The sequence below is a fragment of the Agarivorans sp. QJM3NY_25 genome (assembly GCF_050870875.2).
Taxonomy (GTDB): domain Bacteria; phylum Pseudomonadota; class Gammaproteobacteria; order Enterobacterales; family Celerinatantimonadaceae; genus Agarivorans.
The window spans coordinates 1,484,642-1,501,628 of the sequence record NZ_CP194041.2 but is presented as its reverse complement, the minus strand read 5'-3'; the positions used below and the strand labels follow the sequence as shown (position 1 = coordinate 1,501,628).

20 protein-coding genes are annotated in these 16,987 nt (G+C 48.0%); 16 read left to right on the top strand and 4 right to left on the bottom strand.

Going from position 1 to position 16,987, the window contains the following annotated elements; genetic code table 11:
- The first annotated feature begins 272 nt into the window (after positions 1 to 272).
- From ACRRSW_RS06935 to ACRRSW_RS06860, 16 genes are all read left to right on the top strand, one after another.
- Complete coding sequence (locus tag ACRRSW_RS06935) at positions 273 to 1,139, top strand: PhzF family phenazine biosynthesis protein (protein WP_432458972.1); 867 nt, start codon at positions 273 to 275, stop codon at positions 1,137 to 1,139.
- A gap of 523 nt (positions 1,140 to 1,662) precedes the next feature.
- A complete protein-coding gene (gene phnC / locus ACRRSW_RS06930) occupies positions 1,663 to 2,487 on the top strand; it encodes a phosphonate ABC transporter ATP-binding protein (RefSeq protein ID WP_432458971.1) in 825 nt (274 codons plus the stop codon).
- A gap of 25 nt (positions 2,488 to 2,512) precedes the next feature.
- A complete protein-coding gene (gene phnD, locus ACRRSW_RS06925; protein WP_432458970.1) occupies positions 2,513 to 3,520 on the top strand; it encodes a phosphonate ABC transporter substrate-binding protein in 1,008 nt (335 codons plus the stop codon).
- Between the two features lie 68 nt (positions 3,521 to 3,588).
- Positions 3,589 to 4,377 (top strand): phosphonate ABC transporter, permease protein PhnE, encoded by a 789-nt coding sequence (gene phnE, locus ACRRSW_RS06920; protein ID WP_432458969.1) that lies wholly within the window; start codon positions 3,589 to 3,591, stop codon positions 4,375 to 4,377.
- 12 nt (positions 4,378 to 4,389) lie between these two features.
- Positions 4,390 to 5,088: a phosphonate metabolism transcriptional regulator PhnF gene (gene phnF / locus ACRRSW_RS06915; protein ID WP_432458968.1), complete on the top strand. Its 699-nt coding sequence runs from the start codon at positions 4,390 to 4,392 to the stop codon at positions 5,086 to 5,088.
- Complete coding sequence (gene phnG / locus ACRRSW_RS06910) at positions 5,085 to 5,549, top strand: phosphonate C-P lyase system protein PhnG (RefSeq protein WP_432458967.1); 465 nt, start codon at positions 5,085 to 5,087, stop codon at positions 5,547 to 5,549. Before phnF ends, phnG begins: the two co-directional genes overlap by 4 nt.
- Positions 5,549 to 6,142 carry a phosphonate C-P lyase system protein PhnH gene (phnH, locus tag ACRRSW_RS06905; RefSeq protein ID WP_432458966.1) on the top strand — a complete coding sequence of 198 codons (594 nt, stop codon included), beginning with the start codon at positions 5,549 to 5,551 and terminating at the stop codon, positions 6,140 to 6,142. The genes phnG and phnH overlap by 1 nt, the downstream gene beginning before the upstream one ends.
- Positions 6,142 to 7,278 carry a carbon-phosphorus lyase complex subunit PhnI gene (locus tag ACRRSW_RS06900; protein ID WP_432458965.1) on the top strand — a complete coding sequence of 379 codons (1,137 nt, stop codon included), beginning with the start codon at positions 6,142 to 6,144 and terminating at the stop codon, positions 7,276 to 7,278. Before phnH ends, ACRRSW_RS06900 begins: the two co-directional genes overlap by 1 nt.
- Positions 7,265 to 8,155, top strand: coding sequence for an alpha-D-ribose 1-methylphosphonate 5-phosphate C-P-lyase PhnJ (locus ACRRSW_RS06895; protein WP_432453942.1), 891 nt, complete (start codon positions 7,265 to 7,267; stop codon positions 8,153 to 8,155). Before ACRRSW_RS06900 ends, ACRRSW_RS06895 begins: the two co-directional genes overlap by 14 nt.
- Complete coding sequence (gene phnK / locus ACRRSW_RS06890) at positions 8,148 to 9,002, top strand: phosphonate C-P lyase system protein PhnK (RefSeq protein ID WP_432458964.1); 855 nt, start codon at positions 8,148 to 8,150, stop codon at positions 9,000 to 9,002. The genes ACRRSW_RS06895 and phnK overlap by 8 nt, the downstream gene beginning before the upstream one ends.
- 22 nt (positions 9,003 to 9,024) lie before the next feature.
- Positions 9,025 to 9,726 carry a phosphonate C-P lyase system protein PhnL gene (gene phnL / locus ACRRSW_RS06885; RefSeq protein WP_432458963.1) on the top strand — a complete coding sequence of 234 codons (702 nt, stop codon included), beginning with the start codon at positions 9,025 to 9,027 and terminating at the stop codon, positions 9,724 to 9,726.
- Positions 9,727 to 9,730: 4 nt separating this feature from the next.
- On the top strand, positions 9,731 to 10,867 hold the full coding sequence (phnM, locus tag ACRRSW_RS06880; protein ID WP_432458962.1) for an alpha-D-ribose 1-methylphosphonate 5-triphosphate diphosphatase: 1,137 nt from the start codon (positions 9,731 to 9,733) through the stop codon (positions 10,865 to 10,867).
- Entirely contained in the window at positions 10,864 to 11,475 is a 612-nt protein-coding gene (phnN, locus tag ACRRSW_RS06875) for a ribose 1,5-bisphosphokinase (protein WP_432453946.1), read from the top strand. The genes phnM and phnN overlap by 4 nt, the downstream gene beginning before the upstream one ends.
- On the top strand, positions 11,472 to 12,227 hold the full coding sequence (gene phnP / locus ACRRSW_RS06870) for a phosphonate metabolism protein PhnP (RefSeq protein ID WP_432458961.1): 756 nt from the start codon (positions 11,472 to 11,474) through the stop codon (positions 12,225 to 12,227). Before phnN ends, phnP begins: the two co-directional genes overlap by 4 nt.
- Positions 12,228 to 12,542: 315 nt before the next feature.
- A complete protein-coding gene (locus ACRRSW_RS06865) occupies positions 12,543 to 13,004 on the top strand; it encodes a carboxymuconolactone decarboxylase family protein (RefSeq protein WP_432453948.1) in 462 nt (153 codons plus the stop codon).
- A 40-nt stretch (positions 13,005 to 13,044) separates the two neighbouring features.
- A complete protein-coding gene (locus ACRRSW_RS06860) occupies positions 13,045 to 13,797 on the top strand; it encodes a helix-turn-helix domain-containing protein (RefSeq protein WP_432458960.1) in 753 nt (250 codons plus the stop codon).
- A gap of 43 nt (positions 13,798 to 13,840) precedes the next feature.
- Here ACRRSW_RS06860 and ACRRSW_RS06855 read toward each other — a convergent pair whose 3' ends face one another.
- The 4 genes from ACRRSW_RS06855 to rhaM all read right to left on the bottom strand — a co-directional run bounded on the left by ACRRSW_RS06855 (position 13,841) and on the right by rhaM (position 16,980).
- Positions 13,841 to 14,644, bottom strand: a complete 804-nt coding sequence (locus ACRRSW_RS06855) for a helix-turn-helix domain-containing protein (RefSeq protein ID WP_432453950.1) — start codon at positions 14,642 to 14,644, stop codon at positions 13,841 to 13,843.
- A 77-nt stretch (positions 14,645 to 14,721) separates the two neighbouring features.
- The gene (locus tag ACRRSW_RS06850) at positions 14,722 to 15,867 is read right to left on the bottom strand and encodes an iron-containing alcohol dehydrogenase (protein ID WP_432453951.1); all 1,146 of its coding nucleotides are present in this window, start codon (positions 15,865 to 15,867) and stop codon (positions 14,722 to 14,724) included.
- 4 nt (positions 15,868 to 15,871) lie between these two features.
- A complete protein-coding gene (gene rhaD / locus ACRRSW_RS06845) occupies positions 15,872 to 16,669 on the bottom strand; it encodes a rhamnulose-1-phosphate aldolase (RefSeq protein ID WP_432453952.1) in 798 nt (265 codons plus the stop codon).
- Positions 16,666 to 16,980 (bottom strand): L-rhamnose mutarotase, encoded by a 315-nt coding sequence (rhaM, locus tag ACRRSW_RS06840; protein WP_432458959.1) that lies wholly within the window; start codon positions 16,978 to 16,980, stop codon positions 16,666 to 16,668. Before rhaM ends, rhaD begins: the two co-directional genes overlap by 4 nt.
- Positions 16,981 to 16,987: the final 7 nt, after the last annotated feature.

The following is a 16,987-nucleotide window of genomic DNA, read 5'->3' as shown; positions in this document are numbered from 1 at the left end:
ATTTATAAGAAATGCCGCCCGCCGAAATATCCACAGATGAAGAGAATGCCCTTGCCATTCAAGACTCCTTAGCGTTTAATTCTCAAACTGAGAGCAAGCGGTGAACGTCCTAAAAAGGACTTTCCGCTCATTTCTTCATGCCATACCGGGCGTACAATAGTTTATCAATCGATCCCTTTTTGCTGCGCTGCGTTTTGCCACTTGACTGCAAAACAGCACTGCGCAAAAAAAACAGATGACGGGTAAGATCTTATACGGAGACACAAATAGTTATGAATGTTGAAGCTTTTTTGGTTAACGCCTTTACGGCCAATGGACGCGGAGGAAATCCTGCCGGCGTAGTATTGCACGCCGATAAACTGTCGAATCAAGAAAAGCTAGAAATAGCGCAAGCCGTTGGCTATTCAGAAACGGCCTTTGTTTCTCAAGATGACGAAGTCGACTTTGAATTGTCTTTTTTCACTATAACGGGTGAAGTTGATTTCTGTGGACACGCAACTTTAGCTGCATTCTCAATCATGCATCAAAAAGGAGTCATCACTGAGGGGCAATATGTTCAGAGGACAAAAGCAGGCTTACTCACGGTGACAATAGAATCGAATGGTCATATAGTGATGGAGCAGAAGCTACCTGAATATCGCGAGGAATTTGCTTATCAGGAGGTCTCAGAGTTGATTGGAATTGACGTAAACATTCTAGAAACAACTCAACTACCCATCGAGGTCGTTTCAACCGGCTTACACGATCTTATCGTTCCTGTGCCATTGGGATATCTAGATAGAATTCAGGTCAATCAACATTTACTCAGTGAGTTCTGTAAAAAATATGATCTCGTTGGTCTGCATGCTTTTGAACTGTGCGAAAAAGCAAGCAAACTAACGGCGAGTTGTCGTAATTTTGCGCCTTTATTTGGGATACCAGAAGAATCCGCCACGGGCAGTGCTAGTGGTGCATTAGCCTGTTACTTAACCAAACATCTTCGCGATGAACATAGCGATCACTTTACTTTTGAACAAGGTAGAGTCATGAACTGTGTTTCAATCATTACGGCTTCAATCGAGCGCCAGCAATTAGATATCTCTAAAGTGATGGTGGGTGGTTTTGCGCAACAGATTGGACAACAGCAAATCTCCGTATAATCGAGTAACCGAAGGTATTTAGCCTCCGCCTCCACAATACTCTGTTGCAACTCAGTAGCGTCAATAGGGGCCAGCAAAGCGATAGGCCCAGGCTTAGTATTTTCGGTTTGATTTCATTTTGGGCTTGCGGTGCAAGGGCTTAGTTTGAAAAGCCGCGGCCTCCCCCCAGCAAAGCGATGTCACACATTAGAATGAGGATATTGGTTGCTGAACGAAAGCGGGGATTCAGCTTGATGACCGCTCTGGCATTGGCCTTCAGCTCGCGGCAAACACCGCGCAATCATTGACATCTCAGGCATCCATTGATGGGATCGGTTTTAGATTTCCGCCATTCCCGCCACACTTTGTTTACAAAGCATGTCCCCCTACTCTTTACAAGACGGCTATCGCCACCTTCGCAACGCATTGATGTTTTTTTAGTCACTCAATTGCCATAAATACGTCACCCAAGTGACATGTCTAGATAAGCTAACTGTCACATTTTTTGATTAAATTATGCTCAAACCAACTACGAGATTGTGTCATGAGCAAACAAGTCATCGCCGTAAAACAGCTCCATAAGCACTTTGCGACGAATCATGCTTTGCAAAATATTAACCTGAGTGTTGAGCAAGGTGAAATGGTCGCCCTGCTTGGTCCCTCTGGCTCAGGGAAATCGACATTACTACGTCACCTCAATGGCTTAATCACCAGCGATAAAAATAGTCAGGGTTACATCGAAGTTCTAGGCACCCCAGTGCAACGGAATGGTAAATTTTGTAAAACCGTACGGCAAAGCCGTAGCCAAACTGGTTACATCTTTCAGCAGTTTAATCTGGTCTCTCGCCTAAGTGTATTACACAACGTATTAATTGGAGCGCTTAGTGCGACCCCACTTTGGCGCAGCCTCAGCGGGCGTTTTACCACGTCACAAAAGCAACAGGCTTTAGTCGCGCTAAAACGTGTCGGTCTGGAGCAGTTTGCCCAACAACGTGTTTCGACGCTTTCTGGTGGTCAGCAACAGCGAGTGGCAATTGCCCGCGCCTTGATGCAGCAAGCCAAGATTATTTTGGCCGATGAGCCCATCGCCTCATTAGACCCAGAATCATCACGAATCGTGATGGAAATCCTCACCGATATTAACCAACAGGAAGGCATCGCGGTGGTGGTGACCTTACACCAGGTTGACTACGCCAAACGCTATTGCCCGAGAGTTGTCGCCTTAAAACGTGGCGAAATTTTTTACGACGGCCCAAGCCAAAATTTAACAGAAGCCAGCTTGGCAGCCTTGTATGGCTCAAGCTTGGATCCCAGCAATACCGAAGCACAAGATCTCGCAGTACCACAACCATGGCCACAGATGGCCTAATCCATAAATGAAGGAGATAGATGGCATGTTACAGTTTATTAAGCAGACCGCCTTTGCAAGCGCAATGCTCGCAGCAACGTTCGGTTCCCCCCTCGTGTCAGCGGCTGACAAAGCGCAGGACACTATCAATTTTGGGATCATTTCTACCGAATCTCAGCAAAATTTAAAAACTACATGGACCCCGTTTCTAGAGGCCATGGAGCAACAAACTGGCTATAAAATAAAGGCATTTTTTGCGCCTGATTACGCTGGTATCATTCAAGGTATGCGGTTTGATAAAGTCGACGTAGCCTGGTACGGCAATAAATCAGCCATGGAAGCGGTAGACCGTGCCGGTGGTGAAATTTTTGCGCAAACCGTCGACGTGACCGGCAACCCTGGTTACTGGAGTGTCTTAGTCACTCATAAAGACAGCCCCTTGAATAACTTAGAAGATGTGATTGCTCATCGTAGTGAACTCACCTTCGGCAACGGCGATCCCAATTCCACCTCTGGCTTCTTAGTCCCCTCCTACTACGTCTTTGCCGAACACAACATTTCGGTCGCAGATTTTAAACGCAGCATGAATTCGGGCCACGAAGCCAACGCTTTAGCTGCCGCCGCAAAACAAGTTGACGTTGCCACCGGAAATACCGAAAACATGGACCGCTTGAAGGTCACCGCTCCCGACAAGTTTGCCCAATTAAAAGTGATTTGGAAATCACCACTGATCCCATCAGACCCCATCGTTTGGCGAAAAAACCTTCCCGAAAGCGTTAAAGATAAAGTTTACAGCTTCTTCATGAACTACGGCAAATCGGGTGATGCTAAACAACTCGCGGTACTCAGATCATTACAGTGGGCTCCTTTCAAAGCCTCTAGCGACTTGCAACTATTACCCATCCGCCAATTGGTGTTGTTCAAAAACCGCCTCAAGCTTGAGCATGACAGCAAATTGTCAAAAGCTGAAAAATCCGCCGAACTATCGGTGATCGACGCCCAACTCGCCGATTTAAGTCGCCAGCAAAACGCGATTACCGCAATGGCGCAATAGGCTCTTGTAAGCTGAGCTTCGGCTCAGCTTCTCTTTCAGCAACTTATCTAGACATCTTGAGAAAGCTTATGAAACTCAATGCGATGCTCACCGATCAATCCGCGCGCCCGTCTTGGCTTACCTTGTCAATTTGGGCCCTACTGCTGGCAGGCCTCAGCTGGAGCTGGCAAGGTGCTGAAATTGCACCAATGAAGCTATATAACGACGCGGGCAATATGGCCGAGCTAGCCAGTGACTTCTTTCCGCCCGATTTTAGTGACCTCAGCTACTACCTCGAAGAAATGCTGATTACCCTACATATCGCCATTTGGGGCACCCTGTTCTCAATCATTTTAGCAGTGCCCTTCGGTTTAATGTGCGCCGAAAACATGGTCCCAACATCGGTTTGTCTAGCCATGCGTCGGCTAATGGATGCCGCCCGAGCGATTAACGAAATGGTTTTTGCCATGTTGTTTGTGGTGACTGTGGGCTTGGGCCCCTTTGCTGGCGTAATGGCATTATTCATTCACACCACCGGCGTGTTAGCCAAGCTGTTCTCGGAAGCCGTTGAAGCGATTGATCCAGGCCAAGTAGAAGGGGTGCGCGCCACTGGTGCCAATAAACTCGAAGAAATTGTTTATGGCGTGATCCCACAAGTGCTCCCACTATGGATCTCCTTCTCCTTGTATCGCTTCGAGTCTAATGTGCGATCGGCCACAGTCGTGGGCATGGTGGGTGCGGGCGGCATCGGTGTGATCTTATGGGAGAGCATTCGTGGCTTTATGTTTCCTCAAACCTGCGCGGTAATGCTGATCATCGTGGTCACAGTAAGCCTGTTGGATTTTGTTTCCCAACGGATCCGTAAACTGTTTATTTAGTCGAGTCTGCTCATGCCGCGCTATCAAGAAATTGCTCTCAGCCTCGAAAAAGAAATTAGCAGTGCTTATCAGGCAGGCCAATACCTTCCCCCCGAGCAACGCTTAGCGGAACGCTATCAAGTCAATCGGCATACACTGCGCCGCGCCATTGACCAATTGGTGCTAAAAGGTTGGTTGCTGCGCCAACAGGGCAAAGGCGTGCTGGTACTCAGTCAGCCAGTGCGTTATCCGCTGCATTCGGGGGCAAAATTCACCGATAACCTGCTCAATGCCGGAGCAAAGCCCAATAGTCGGCTGCTTAGTTGCATCCGTAGTAACGCTAACCAACAGGTGGCAAATAATTTAGAGATTGCGCTAGCCAGCCCGATAATTCAACTCAAAACCTTGCGCTTTATCGACCAGATCCCAATCAGTATCGTATTTCATCACCTGCGTTTGGGTGAACACGAAAGCCAACTCGGCCGCTACCAACAGGGTTCATTACATCACTTTTTGGCCCAGCACTGCGCCATCAATTTACGCCGTAAACACACGGTGATTGGCGCGCAACTTCCTAATAATGAAGACTGCGCCTGCCTACAAATTGATCCCAGTAAACCGCTACTCCGCTTACAAACCGTCAATATCGACCAACAACAGCAACCCTTCGAGTTTTCAATTTCCCACATTAGAGCCGAGTTAGTTGAACTCAGCTTGGAGCATGCATCATGAGTCACACCACGCCTTCCCCACAACAAACTGCTCGCCAACACTGGATGGCAATACTCGCTAACGCCCCCTTTTCCGAGCTAGAACAACGCTGGAGAAAACTCAAACTAGACCCGCCCTGTGAAGTGATCCGACAACCCGAAATTGGCTTGGCAAAGATTCAAGGTCGAGTGGGAGGCAATGGCGAGCGTTTCAATTTGGCAGAGACCACCATTACTCGGGCAGCGGTGCGTTTAGTCGATGGCACCACCGGTTATAGCTACTTACGGGGACGCGCGAAACAACATGCGCTGCTATCGGCGCTAATCGATGCACTGTTACAGCAAGCATCCACCGCACCGGTATTACAAGAAGCGATTATTCAACCTCTCGCAGAGCTACAACAGTTGGCGAGGCAACAAGTCGCCGAACAAGCGGCTCAATCGAAGGTCGATTTTTTCACTGTCGTTCGGGGAGAAGACTAATGCTGCAAATAGAAACTGGTTTTGCGCAACCCGTCCACCATGCTCAACACTGTTTTCGGCAAATCCTTAAAGCTTTCAGTGAACCGGGTAGCCGGGGCTCGCTTGATAAACACCGCGGTTTTGCGCCACTAAATCCTGCCGCCAGCCAAGTCATTATGAGCCTGTGTGATCAACATACTGGCCTATACCTCAGTCCCGAATTAGCCAAACCGACTGACTTAGCACACGCGGTGGCAAACTTGGCGTTTCATAACGGTGTTCAAAGAACGACTCTCCAGCAAGCCGATTTTGTGGTCATCAACAGCACCCAAACCATTGATCTGATGCAGTGCAAAGCCGGCAGTGACATGAGTCCGGAGCACAGTGCAATGCTGCTGGTGCAAACTGAAGATTTAGACAGCGGTCCACGCTTTCGCTTAAGTGGACCGGGCATTCAGCACCCCATCATCCGACAGTTTGGCGAGCTTGGAGCAAGCCTGCTTGACTACCTATCCAAACCCAGCCACCACTACCCACTCGGCTTGGAGTTTGTCTTCTGTCATCAACAATCCTTGCTGGCTATCAGCCGCACTACCCAACTGGAGCGTATCTAATGTATGTCGCAGTAAAAGGAGGCGAAAAAGCCATTGCCGCAGCACATCGGCTACAAGCGCAACGTCGCCGAGGTCATACGGACGTTGCCGAGCTAAGCGTCGCCCAAATCAGCCAACAATTGAGTCTAGCGGTCGAGCGAGTCATGACCGAAGGAGGGGTGTTTGATCCAGAGCTGGCCGCGCTGGCGATTAAGCAAGCCAGCGGCGATCAAATTGAAGCCATCTTCCTGCTACGCGCCTACCGAACCACCCTTCCCTCATTAGCGATATGTGAGCCCTTAGATACTGACCAAATGCGGGTTCAGCGGCGGATCTCAGCCAGCTATAAAGATCTGCCCGGCGGGCAGCAACTCGGACCAAGCTATGACTATAGTCATCGCCTACTCGACTTTAGTCTGCTCGCCGAAGGACACCCGCCGAGCCCCCCCGAGTCAGGCACCGATAAGCCCGCACCAAAAACTGCTGAGCAGCAGAATTTACAGCAAGACTCCCCCCCAGCAGAAGCTCAAAACTTTAGCCGAGTATTTGCCTTACTGGAACAACAAGGTCTGGCAATACCAGAAGTCGACCGCGGAGAAGAGCCCGCCGACCTCAGCCAACAAGCGATAAGCTATCCCTGTTCTCGTGCTGCGCGCCTACAACAATTGAGCCGCGGTGATGAGGGCTTCTTATTATCACTGGCCTACTCGACCCAACGAGGATACGGCCGTAACCACCCGTTTGCCGGAGAAATTCGCAGCGGTGAGGTAAATCTGCAGATCTGTCCAGAAGAGCTAGGGTTTAACATTGATATTGGCAGTATCGTCCTGACCGAATGCGAGATGATCAATGGCTTTGTGGCTGAGCAGGCGCAAGGTCCTCATTTCACTCGCGGCTACGGCTTAGCTTTTGGTTTTAGTGAACGCAAAGCCATGGCTGTCGCCTTACTTGACCGCGCCCTGCAAGCACAACGCTATGACGAACCAGTGACCAGTCCGGCGCAAGATGAAGAGTTTGTACTGGCCCACGCCGACAACGTGGAAGCGGCAGGCTTTGTCTCTCATTTAAAACTACCTCACTACGTCGATTTTCAGTCTGAATTAGAATTGTTACGTAAAATGCGCCAGCAACAGGAGAGCCAGTATGACCCGCTTTAGTCAACACACCGCGGCTATCACTGACGATGACCAGCAATATAACTTTGCCTATTTAGACGAACAAACCAAACGGATGATCCGCCGAGCCATCCTCAAAGGAGTTGCTATCCCCGGTTATCAAGTACCTTTTGGTGGCCGAGAAATGCCGATGCCCTATGGTTGGGGAACCGGAGGAATCATGCTTAGTGCATCAATTTTGGGCCAGACAGATGTGCTCAAGGTGATTGACCAAGGCGCCGATGACACCACTAACGCGGTTTCAATCCGGCAGTTTTTTGCCAAGGTGTGTGGCATAACCACCACCGAACAAACCGAGCAAGCCAGCGTAATCCAAACCCGGCATCGCATTCCCGAACAAACCCTCAGTAATGCACAAATTTTGGTGTTTCAGGTGCCGATCCCCGAACCCTTGCGGTTTATCGAACCGCGCGAAACCGAAACCAAAAAAATGCACGCTCTCGAAGAATACGGGTCAATGCAAGTCAAGCTCTACGAAGATATTGTGAACTATGGCTACATAGCCACCAGCTACGCTTACCCGGTCATGGTCCATGACCGCTACTTAATGGATCCCTCACCGATCCCTAAGTTTGATAACCCAAAACTCAATCTGTCGCCAGCGTTAATGATTTTTGGGGCCGGGCGAGAAAAACGTATTTACTGCATTCCACCCTACACCAAAGTGCGTAGCCTCGACTTCGAAGATCATCCCTTTTCCATTCAACATTGGGAGCAACCCTGCAGCATCTGTGGGAATAGCAATACCTTTCTAGACGAAGTATTGGTTGATGACCAAGGCCAGCGAGTATTTATTTGCTCCGACACCGACTTCTGCCAAAAACAACAAGCGGCTAGCGAAGGAGCCCAAGATGAATAAATTAGCCAGCCAGTTGGAGCAACATTGGCAGCCTCAATCGGCACCAACAGCCCCACAAAACTCGCTTCAGAGCGAAGTCAGCCCATTACTCACCGCTCATAACTTAAGCATGCTCTACGCCCCAGAGAAGGGCTTTGAGGCGCTCGATTTAGAACTGTATCCGGGCGAAGTATTAGCGATTGTCGGCGAATCAGGCTCCGGTAAAACGACCCTACTCAAGAGCCTGTCGGGTCGTTTAACGCCCCAAAGTGGTCAGGTCAATTATCGCAACAATACCCAACAGTGGGCCAGCTTATATCATATTAGCGAAGCCGAACGCCGGCGTTTAATCCGCGCCAATTTTGGCATTGTGCACCAACACCCTATGGATGGCTTGCGGCCACGAGTCTCCGCAGGCGGAAACATTGGTGAGCGTCTAATGGAGGTCGGCTGGCGTAACTATGCACAGATCCGCGAGAAAGCCATTTGCTGGCTCAAAGCAGTAGAGATCGATCCCAGCCGTATTGACGACCAACCGCTAACGTTTTCTGGCGGCATGCAGCAACGGCTGCAAATAGCCCGTAACTTAGTGACCCATCCTAAATTAGTGTTTATGGATGAACCCACCGGCGGCTTAGATGTTTCGGTGCAAGCCCGCTTGCTCGATTTAATTCGCAACTTAGTCACCGAACTGCAGCTAGCGGTGGTGATTGTCACCCATGATTTAGCAGTGGCCCGCTTATTAGCCCATCGGATCATGGTGATGAAGCAAGGTCAAGTGGTGGAAAGTGGCTTAAGCGATCGAGTACTGGATGATCCACGCCATCCATATACCCAATTGTTAGTGTCTTCGGTTCTTCAACAATAATACGCGCCATTGAGGAGTCACCATGCAAGCGCTTATGATAGCCAAAAACATCGATAAAACCTTTGTGTTACATAACCAAGGTGCGGCTCGCCTACCGGTACTATGCCAGCAAAATCTGGAAATATATGGCGGTGAATGTTTAGTTCTTAACGGTAGCTCTGGCTCAGGAAAATCCAGTCTGCTGCGTTCGCTATACGGCAACTATCAGGTTGACCAAGGCCAATTACTGATCCGCCAGGGTGAACACTGGTTAGATATGGCGCAAGCCCAACCGCGCCAAATCATCGAATTGCGCCGCCATACCATTGGCTGGGTCAGTCAATTTTTACGGGTGATCCCTCGCCTCTCGGCTCTGAATATCGTCATGCAGCCCATGCTCGAGAATGGCATCAGTGAATCATTGGCCCGCTCCAAGGCACAAACCCTATTAAGCCAATTGAATGTCCCCGAACGACTATGGCACTTAGCCCCAGCAACGTTCTCTGGCGGTGAACAGCAGCGGGTCAATATTGCCCGCGGCTTTGCCCTCGACTATCCAATTTTATTACTCGATGAACCCACCGCCTCGCTAGATAAAGTGAATGCCCAACAAGTGGTGACATTGATCTTAGCCGCCAAACAACGTGGGGCAGCCATCGTTGGTATCTTTCACGACAACTGGGTTCGCGACCTCGTCGCCGACCGCCTACACCCAATGCAAACCAGCCCTTCGTTAGCAGGATAATAAAATGATCATTACCAACGTAAATATGATTTTGGAACATGAAGTCGTGAAGGGCTCGCTAGAAGTAAAAGATGGCCGGATCATCGCACTCAGTGACACGCGAAGCCAACACTGCAGTGCGATTGACGGCGACGGCGCCTATCTTTTGCCGGGTTTAATCGAATTACATACCGACAATCTGGAAAAATTTTTTACGCCGCGACCGAAGGTGAATTGGCCTGCAGGTTCAGCCATGGCAAGTCACGATGCCCTGATGGTTTCCAGTGGTATCACCACAGTACTTGACGCGATTGCATTGGGCTATATTAACGACCACGGCACCCGCTTAGCGAATCTAGAGCGCATGCTGCATACCATTGTCGATTCTCAACAACGCGGTGAAAATCGAGCCGAACATTTTCTGCATTTGCGCTGTGAACTCCCCAATGCCGATACCGCCAACATTTTCGAAACCTTGGTTGAGCAAGGGCCGGTCGCCATGGTCTCGTTGATGGATCATACGCCCGGACAACGCCAATTTATCGATAGCGAAAAATATCGTACCTATTACATGGGTAAATATGGCTTAAACGAACCAGCCATGGCGCGCTTTGAAGCAGAGCAAACAGAAGCCTCATTGCGCTGGTCCGATGCCAACCGCAAACACATCGCAGCCGCAGCACGCGAGCGCGGTATTACTTTAGCCAGCCATGACGATGCCACCGTAGAGCATGTGCTGGAATCAGCCGCCTTAGGCTGTGCAATCGCCGAATTTCCAACCACCGTTGCCGCAGCGCAGGCCTCACGTCAAGCGGGTTTACAAGTGATGATGGGCGCGCCGAATATCGTGCGAGGCGGTTCACACTCAGGTAATGTGGCGGCGGCCGAATTAGCCAGTGAAGGCGTATTAAATATCCTATCCTCGGACTACTACCCTGCCAGTATGTTGGATGCAGCCTATCAGGTTGCGAAGATGGACAACAACCACTATAACCTATGTGAAGCCATTCAAATGGTGAGCCTTAAGCCTGCACAAACCCTCGGTATGGATGACCGAGGAAGTATTCATGAAAATAAACGTGCAGATCTGGTCTTAGCCAAGCCCAGCCAAGACCGCTTACGCGTCCTACAAGTATGGCGTGAAGGAGAGCGAGTATTTTGATATCTAATAGCTCATTAAGTAATGAAGTCATCGTCGGTGAAGCCAAGTTGTTTTATTTAGTTGGCCCCTCTGGTTCAGGTAAAGACAGCATCATAGATGGTTTGCGGGAGCAATTAAAAGCCGATAGTAACTTACTGATTGCTCACCGCTACATCACCCGAGCAGCAGATAGCGGCGGTGAAAACCACATCGCCTTAAGTTTACCGGAATATACCCACCGCAAACGTAGCGGCTTATTTGCCATGGACTGGCAAGCCAATGGCTGCCATTACGCCGTGGGAAACGAAGTAAACACCTGGCTCAGTATGGGGTTTTCGGTATTATTCAATGGCTCACGTCAACAAATAGACCTCGCCAGAGACTTATTCGGAGAACGTTTAAGAGTGATTGTCCTAGAGGTAGAACAAGATGTATTAGCCGAACGTTTACGCAAACGGGGCCGAGAACAAGAACATTCAATTACTGCTCGGCTGCGGCGTAACCAGCAATATCAAACCAATCTACAACAAGAATTCTGGCGACTAGATAACAACCGCAGTTTAGCCGTCACCGTGAAGAAATTACTCAAGTATATCGATACCCAAACTAGCGAGTTATATATCACATGAAACTCACCTTATTAGGCACTGGCAACGTCCAAGCGGCGCCACTTTACGGCTGTGATTGTATCGCCTGTAAGCGCGCTCAAAAAAATCCCAGCTTAAGCCGTCAACTCAGTTCAGCGGTATTAGAAGTCAATGGTAAGTGTTTACTCATCGATGCCAATCATCCACAACTACAAAGCCGTTTTCCCGCTAACTCTATCGATGCCATTCTCCTGACCCACTATCATATGGATCATGTGCAAGCGCTGTTTGATTTACGCTGGGGAATTGCCGACCCCATCCCAATTTATCAACCGAACGACCCCAATGGTTGCGATGATTTATTCAAACACCCAGGCATCCTCGATTTTCAGCAAGCGAACAAAGCTTATTCTCGATTTCAGTTGGCTGACATCGAGATTATGCCGCTCAGCCTTAACCATTCAAAACCAACCTTGGGCTATTTGTTTAGCAGTGCTCAAGGACAGATTGCCTATCTAACCGATACCGCAGGGATCCCCGATCCAAGCTGGCAACAACTGCTGCGACATCAGCCCGATTATGTCGTGATCGATTGTAGCTATTCACCACTGCAACACTCCCCCAACCACAATAATCTCTACGATGTATTTGAGTTCGCCCACGCCATGCCCGACACTCAGTGGGTGCTTAGTCATATCGGACACGAATTAGACAGTTTTCTACACCAATACAGCGGCGAGTTGCCCAGCAATGTCCAAGTGGGTCACGACGATATGCAGCTAACACTGGAGTAAGCGGCTTATCGATCAACCTGGAGGGGCATCTTGCTCCAAGTGATCGCTTCAGCGCCTTCTCCCATATTGCTGAAAGCGCTAATCACTGTGATAGAAATGCTTGAGGCAAATCGTTAAGCGTATATGTTCGACCAAGTGTTTACGAAGCATCTGCTGTTTCACGCATACTGCGAAGCAGACCAAATGCTCACGCTTGACACTCCCCTTACCAATGCCACATCAGCCTGCTTGCAGATCAATCGCAACATGTCGCAAATATTCAATAAACATTGAAAGCTATCGGTTATTTTCAACACTCAACATGGAGAAAAAACGATGACTAAGCGATTAAACTATTTTTCAAGCTCACCTCAGGCAATGCAGATATTGCTCGAACAAGAAAACTATCTTCACCAGCAATTTAGTCACTCCAATTCGGTGAATATCACCACTTGGGAATTGCTGAAACTAAGGGTTTCACAAATCAACCAATGTGCCTTCTGTATTGATATGCATAGCAAAGACGCCCTTAAATTGGGAGAACGCCCAGAGCGGATATATGGCTTAAGTGCCTGGATGGATATGCCCTTATATTCCGAACTTGAACGTGCGGCATTACAATGGGCGGAATTGATCACATCAAATCGACCCGTCACAGAAGCCGCCTATAAACAGGCTCTAGCAATGTTTGGCGAACAAAGTTTGGTTGATTTGACAATCGCGGTGAATGCGATTAATAGTTGGAATCGGATCTCCAAAACCTTTAAACCCGAGGTAGGGAATTATCAACCAAACTAATCAAGCGCTCCGATCTGCTGAGTCTCCCTTTGATTTCAGGTTGTTTCAACCAAAAGGGAGCTTAGCGCACTATGTTCAAGGGATCTGGTCAGCCTCGGTTCCGGCCACTCCAGGGAAGAACATGACAAAGTGGCTACAAGCTGATGCTTGTAGCGGCATCATGTTTATTTTAGCTGGAAGTGTTGAATTTGATGGCATTCCATATTCGGCACAGGCGCTGCTGCTACCGATAAGCAAACAAGCACACACCATAATGCTCTCTTCGGGGACTCAAGTCGCGGGAGTTCGTTTTCAGCCTGGTATTAGTGTCGATATATTACGCACTCAATTCGAGCAATCGGTAGCACAGCAAGATAATAAACAGCAACGCTGGCTGCAGCGAATGGCAAACCGCCTGCAGTATACGCCTCATCACCAAGCTCGAATTACAGCACTCTATAAATGGTTGAATAATACCGTTGATATTTGCCAATGCATTCCAGCCTCAGTATTGCGCTGTTTGCAGGTGATTCAGAACGCCAACAATAACCAGCTCTCGAAGAGTGGTATGCCACTGAGTCAGCGTCAAATCGAGCGTCAATTTCAAAAATGGGTAGGTATAAGCCCCAAACAATGCCAAAGAATATTGCGGGTCAAAAAAACCATCGAACATCTCAAACACAAACCTAATAGCAACTTAGTCACATTGGCATTGGATTATGGATTTTCAGATCAATCTCATATGACCAGAGAATTTGCACAAATCGCTAAAATCACACCCAAACGTTACTGTAAACAGATCGCGAGCAAATGATGTTTAACAGCGAGGAGTAAAATATTGTCAGTTCTCTAAGTGGTTAAAGTGTATGGCTTTTATAGGCGCTCGGGCTTTGACCAGTAATGCATTTAAACTTGGTACTGAAGTAATTACTATCGTTATAACCCACCCGATAAGCAACATCAGTAATTGAAAGACCCGTTTCGATTAAAGTCATCGCTTTTCTAATTCGTAATTGGTTCAAAAACTTATTGGTCGAAGAGCCTGTAAGCTGCGATATCTTATTGCTTAAGGCTCGTGAACTGACCTGAAAAGAATCACAGATCTGCTGCACCGAAAGATCCTGTTCTCTATAATTATTAATCAGAAAAACAATGGCATTCATTAAGGGGGAATTATCAATCTGAGTCATGTTCAAACGATCTATCGTCAACAACAACTGCTCAAACATTAACGACACCATCACCTCAGAATGTTTATACTCGCGTTGCTGCTCAATACGCATATTATCCGCTATTGCCAAAATAGGCTCAAATGAGTCTTCGGTGATTAATAGATTGGTCGCACCATCCTCTAAATGTTTAATCACATTCACTGCTTTAGGACTTAGATTGAGCTGATGTTTGTTATAGAGAATATTGACCAAGGTGACATCACGATTATCCACGTACTGATGGTAATCATTGTCGCTGACGCAAGCCAAAGTATTTGGCAACACCACTTTCTGCAAGCCATTTACAATATGTACACCACTACCAGCACTGACTAAAATAAGCTCAGAAAAGTCGTGACAGTGTTCTGGGTAATCAAATTGAGGGTCACGATTCAACACCTTAATACTAGATTTTGTTCCAACAAATTCTTCTGATTTTAGATGTAACATTCGCTTCCCCCGTCATTTTGAATGATTATCAGACAATCCCAATTAAAAAGCTGAGAGCAGGCTCTCAGCCCAACTATCTATAAGGATTGTTGATATAAGGCCACCACTTGCTCCCGAGTCATCGGCTGTGGATTCCCGCCCGCACAAGGATCTGCCAGTGCATCGTCAACCCATGCGAGGGTATCTTGCGCACTCACTCCCAGTTCAGCAAATCCACTCGGGATCCCAACTCTGCGATTCAAGTCTTTAAGCCCTTGAATTGCAGCAAAACTGGCTTGTTCGGGGCTGAGTTCAGAAGTATCCAACCCTAAGGCTTGAGCTATTTTTGCGAATTTTTCAACCCGATACGGGCGGTTGAATTCGCTAACAATTGGCAACAATATGGCGTTACAAACACCATGGGGGAGATCTTTCTGCGCACCTGCAGGGTGAGCCATAGCATGCACCATCCCCAATCCCGCACTATTAAAAGATAAACCTGCAATAAACTGCCCATAGGCCATCATTTCTCGGGCTTCTATACGACTGCCATCATCGACTGCTTGTGGCAGATATTCAGCAATGGTTTTAATCGCTTCTAGTGAAATGTAGTCGGTTAGCTTATGCGCCCCCTGCGACACATAAGATTCAATGGCATGGGTCAAGGCATCGATACCCGTTGCAGCAGTAATGGCGCTAGGGATCCCCAACATCACCGAGGGATCATTCACCGAAACATCAGGAATGATTTTATCCGAGATAAGAACATGCTTCACATGTGTCTCGGTATCGGTAATCACCGCATTACTGGTCACTTCAGCGGCGGTGCCTGCAGTGGTATTTATGGCATATAGTGGCACACCTAACTGAGCAACTTGTTCGACCCCATTATATTTAGCAATAGGCCCAGGGTTAGCCGACAAAATTCTTACCGCTTTGGCGGTGTCGATAGCACTACCGCCCCCAAAACCAATTAAGTATTTGGCACCGCTGCTAACGAACAGATCAAAAGCGCTATTCACCGTATTGGTGTCGGGATTCGGCCGCACCGCTGAGAACAACGTCAAGTTGAGTTCACTAAGTAATAGCTTATTGCTAAAACCGAGCTTGACCATTGCCGGGTCGCAAATTAACAGGCCTGCGTCGCCTTGGTGCTCAAGCAATAAACGTTCAATTAATGCTTCAATGGCACCAACGCCAGAAAAGTTAATCTTAGGAAACGCGAGTTTAAATACAGACATCATGACCTCACAAATTAAATTCTCGTTTTAAAATATCCATGTTTTCTTGGCTGACGCCATCCGGCTCATAACCAGAGGCAAGACACATCAGATACAGCTTGGCTCCCTTATTCGCGACATCGATAGAATCAAAAGCCTGTAATACATCTCCGCCCGAGGCGGTTGCGCCGTGTTTTTCCCAAATCGCGACATCGTGCGTCATTAATACATCGGAGGTTTTATCGGCCATCTCCTCAGACGATGGCAGGCAATAAGGCACTACACCAATCCCCCGTGGTACAAAGGCGCGCACTTCGGGTAACATTTTCCAACAGGTGTGAGTGAATAATTCACTGCTTTGAGCAATTTTGGGATGATGAGACAAAGCAATCAACTCCAAAGGATGGGTATGTACAACGGCTCGATGTGGCACCTTGGCGTTTCGCTGAGCCAGCAAAATTTTAATGTGGCTAATAAACTCAGAAGTGGGCGCAAAATCTTCGCTCGCCTTCCCCCCCCAAAGAATTTGGTAAGCATTAGCGTCGGCATTAATCCGCAATATGCAGCCAGCGTATGCCGCGTCGCGTAATTCTCGAATTCGTTGGCCTGTCCCCTTTACATAATAAATACGATTGGCGCTGGCTAAAGGGAGTTGAACCGGTAACGGTTTAATCGGTGCATCACACACCACGTCATCCATCAACTCACTTAGATCAACGGAAATATTACCGCCATTGCGCTCTGCCCACTCGCGCTGCCAAAGGTATTGCGATACTTCCGTTACCTTGGCAATCTCAGTTTTAACAGCATCATTTAATGAAATCATTGTAGATAAAAAACCTCTTTGAGTGATTTTGAAACCGGTGAGTTGTTTGGATTTGAAGGCATTACATCCTTCATATAAACCCACCATTTTTTACATATCTCGGTATCAGCAATCGCATCCCACTGCGCATCACTCTCCACTTCGGCATAAGCAAACAATAAATTTTGCTCGGCCAGTAAATGGATAGAATAATTGTGTACCCCATGAGAACTGAGCAGCGTTTTCATCTCTGGCCAAATTTCATCATGCCGTTTTTGATATTCGTCGTGGCAAGCTGGGTTAACGTACATCACAAATGTTTTTCTTTTCATGATTCCA

Bases quoted from the DNA above. Each gene is read 5' to 3' on its own strand.
- ACRRSW_RS06935 (WP_432458972.1), top strand. From the start codon at position 273: ATGAATGTTGAAGCTTTTTTGGTTAACGCCTTTACGGCCAATGGACGC.
- phnC (WP_432458971.1), top strand. From the start codon at position 1,663: ATGAGCAAACAAGTCATCGCCGTAAAACAGCTCCATAAGCACTTTGCG.
- phnD (WP_432458970.1), top strand. From the start codon at position 2,513: ATGTTACAGTTTATTAAGCAGACCGCCTTTGCAAGCGCAATGCTCGCA.
- phnE (WP_432458969.1), top strand. From the start codon at position 3,589: ATGAAACTCAATGCGATGCTCACCGATCAATCCGCGCGCCCGTCTTGG.
- phnF (WP_432458968.1), top strand. From the start codon at position 4,390: ATGCCGCGCTATCAAGAAATTGCTCTCAGCCTCGAAAAAGAAATTAGC.
- phnG (WP_432458967.1), top strand. From the start codon at position 5,085: ATGAGTCACACCACGCCTTCCCCACAACAAACTGCTCGCCAACACTGG.
- phnH (WP_432458966.1), top strand. From the start codon at position 5,549: ATGCTGCAAATAGAAACTGGTTTTGCGCAACCCGTCCACCATGCTCAA.
- ACRRSW_RS06900 (WP_432458965.1), top strand. From the start codon at position 6,142: ATGTATGTCGCAGTAAAAGGAGGCGAAAAAGCCATTGCCGCAGCACAT.
- ACRRSW_RS06895 (WP_432453942.1), top strand. From the start codon at position 7,265: ATGACCCGCTTTAGTCAACACACCGCGGCTATCACTGACGATGACCAG.
- phnK (WP_432458964.1), top strand. From the start codon at position 8,148: ATGAATAAATTAGCCAGCCAGTTGGAGCAACATTGGCAGCCTCAATCG.
- phnL (WP_432458963.1), top strand. From the start codon at position 9,025: ATGCAAGCGCTTATGATAGCCAAAAACATCGATAAAACCTTTGTGTTA.
- phnM (WP_432458962.1), top strand. From the start codon at position 9,731: ATGATCATTACCAACGTAAATATGATTTTGGAACATGAAGTCGTGAAG.
- phnP (WP_432458961.1), top strand. From the start codon at position 11,472: ATGAAACTCACCTTATTAGGCACTGGCAACGTCCAAGCGGCGCCACTT.
- ACRRSW_RS06865 (WP_432453948.1), top strand. From the start codon at position 12,543: ATGACTAAGCGATTAAACTATTTTTCAAGCTCACCTCAGGCAATGCAG.
- ACRRSW_RS06855 (WP_432453950.1), bottom strand. From the start codon at position 14,644: ATGTTACATCTAAAATCAGAAGAATTTGTTGGAACAAAATCTAGTATT.
- ACRRSW_RS06850 (WP_432453951.1), bottom strand. From the start codon at position 15,867: ATGATGTCTGTATTTAAACTCGCGTTTCCTAAGATTAACTTTTCTGGC.
- rhaD (WP_432453952.1), bottom strand. From the start codon at position 16,669: ATGATTTCATTAAATGATGCTGTTAAAACTGAGATTGCCAAGGTAACG.
- rhaM (WP_432458959.1), bottom strand. From the start codon at position 16,980: ATGAAAAGAAAAACATTTGTGATGTACGTTAACCCAGCTTGCCACGAC.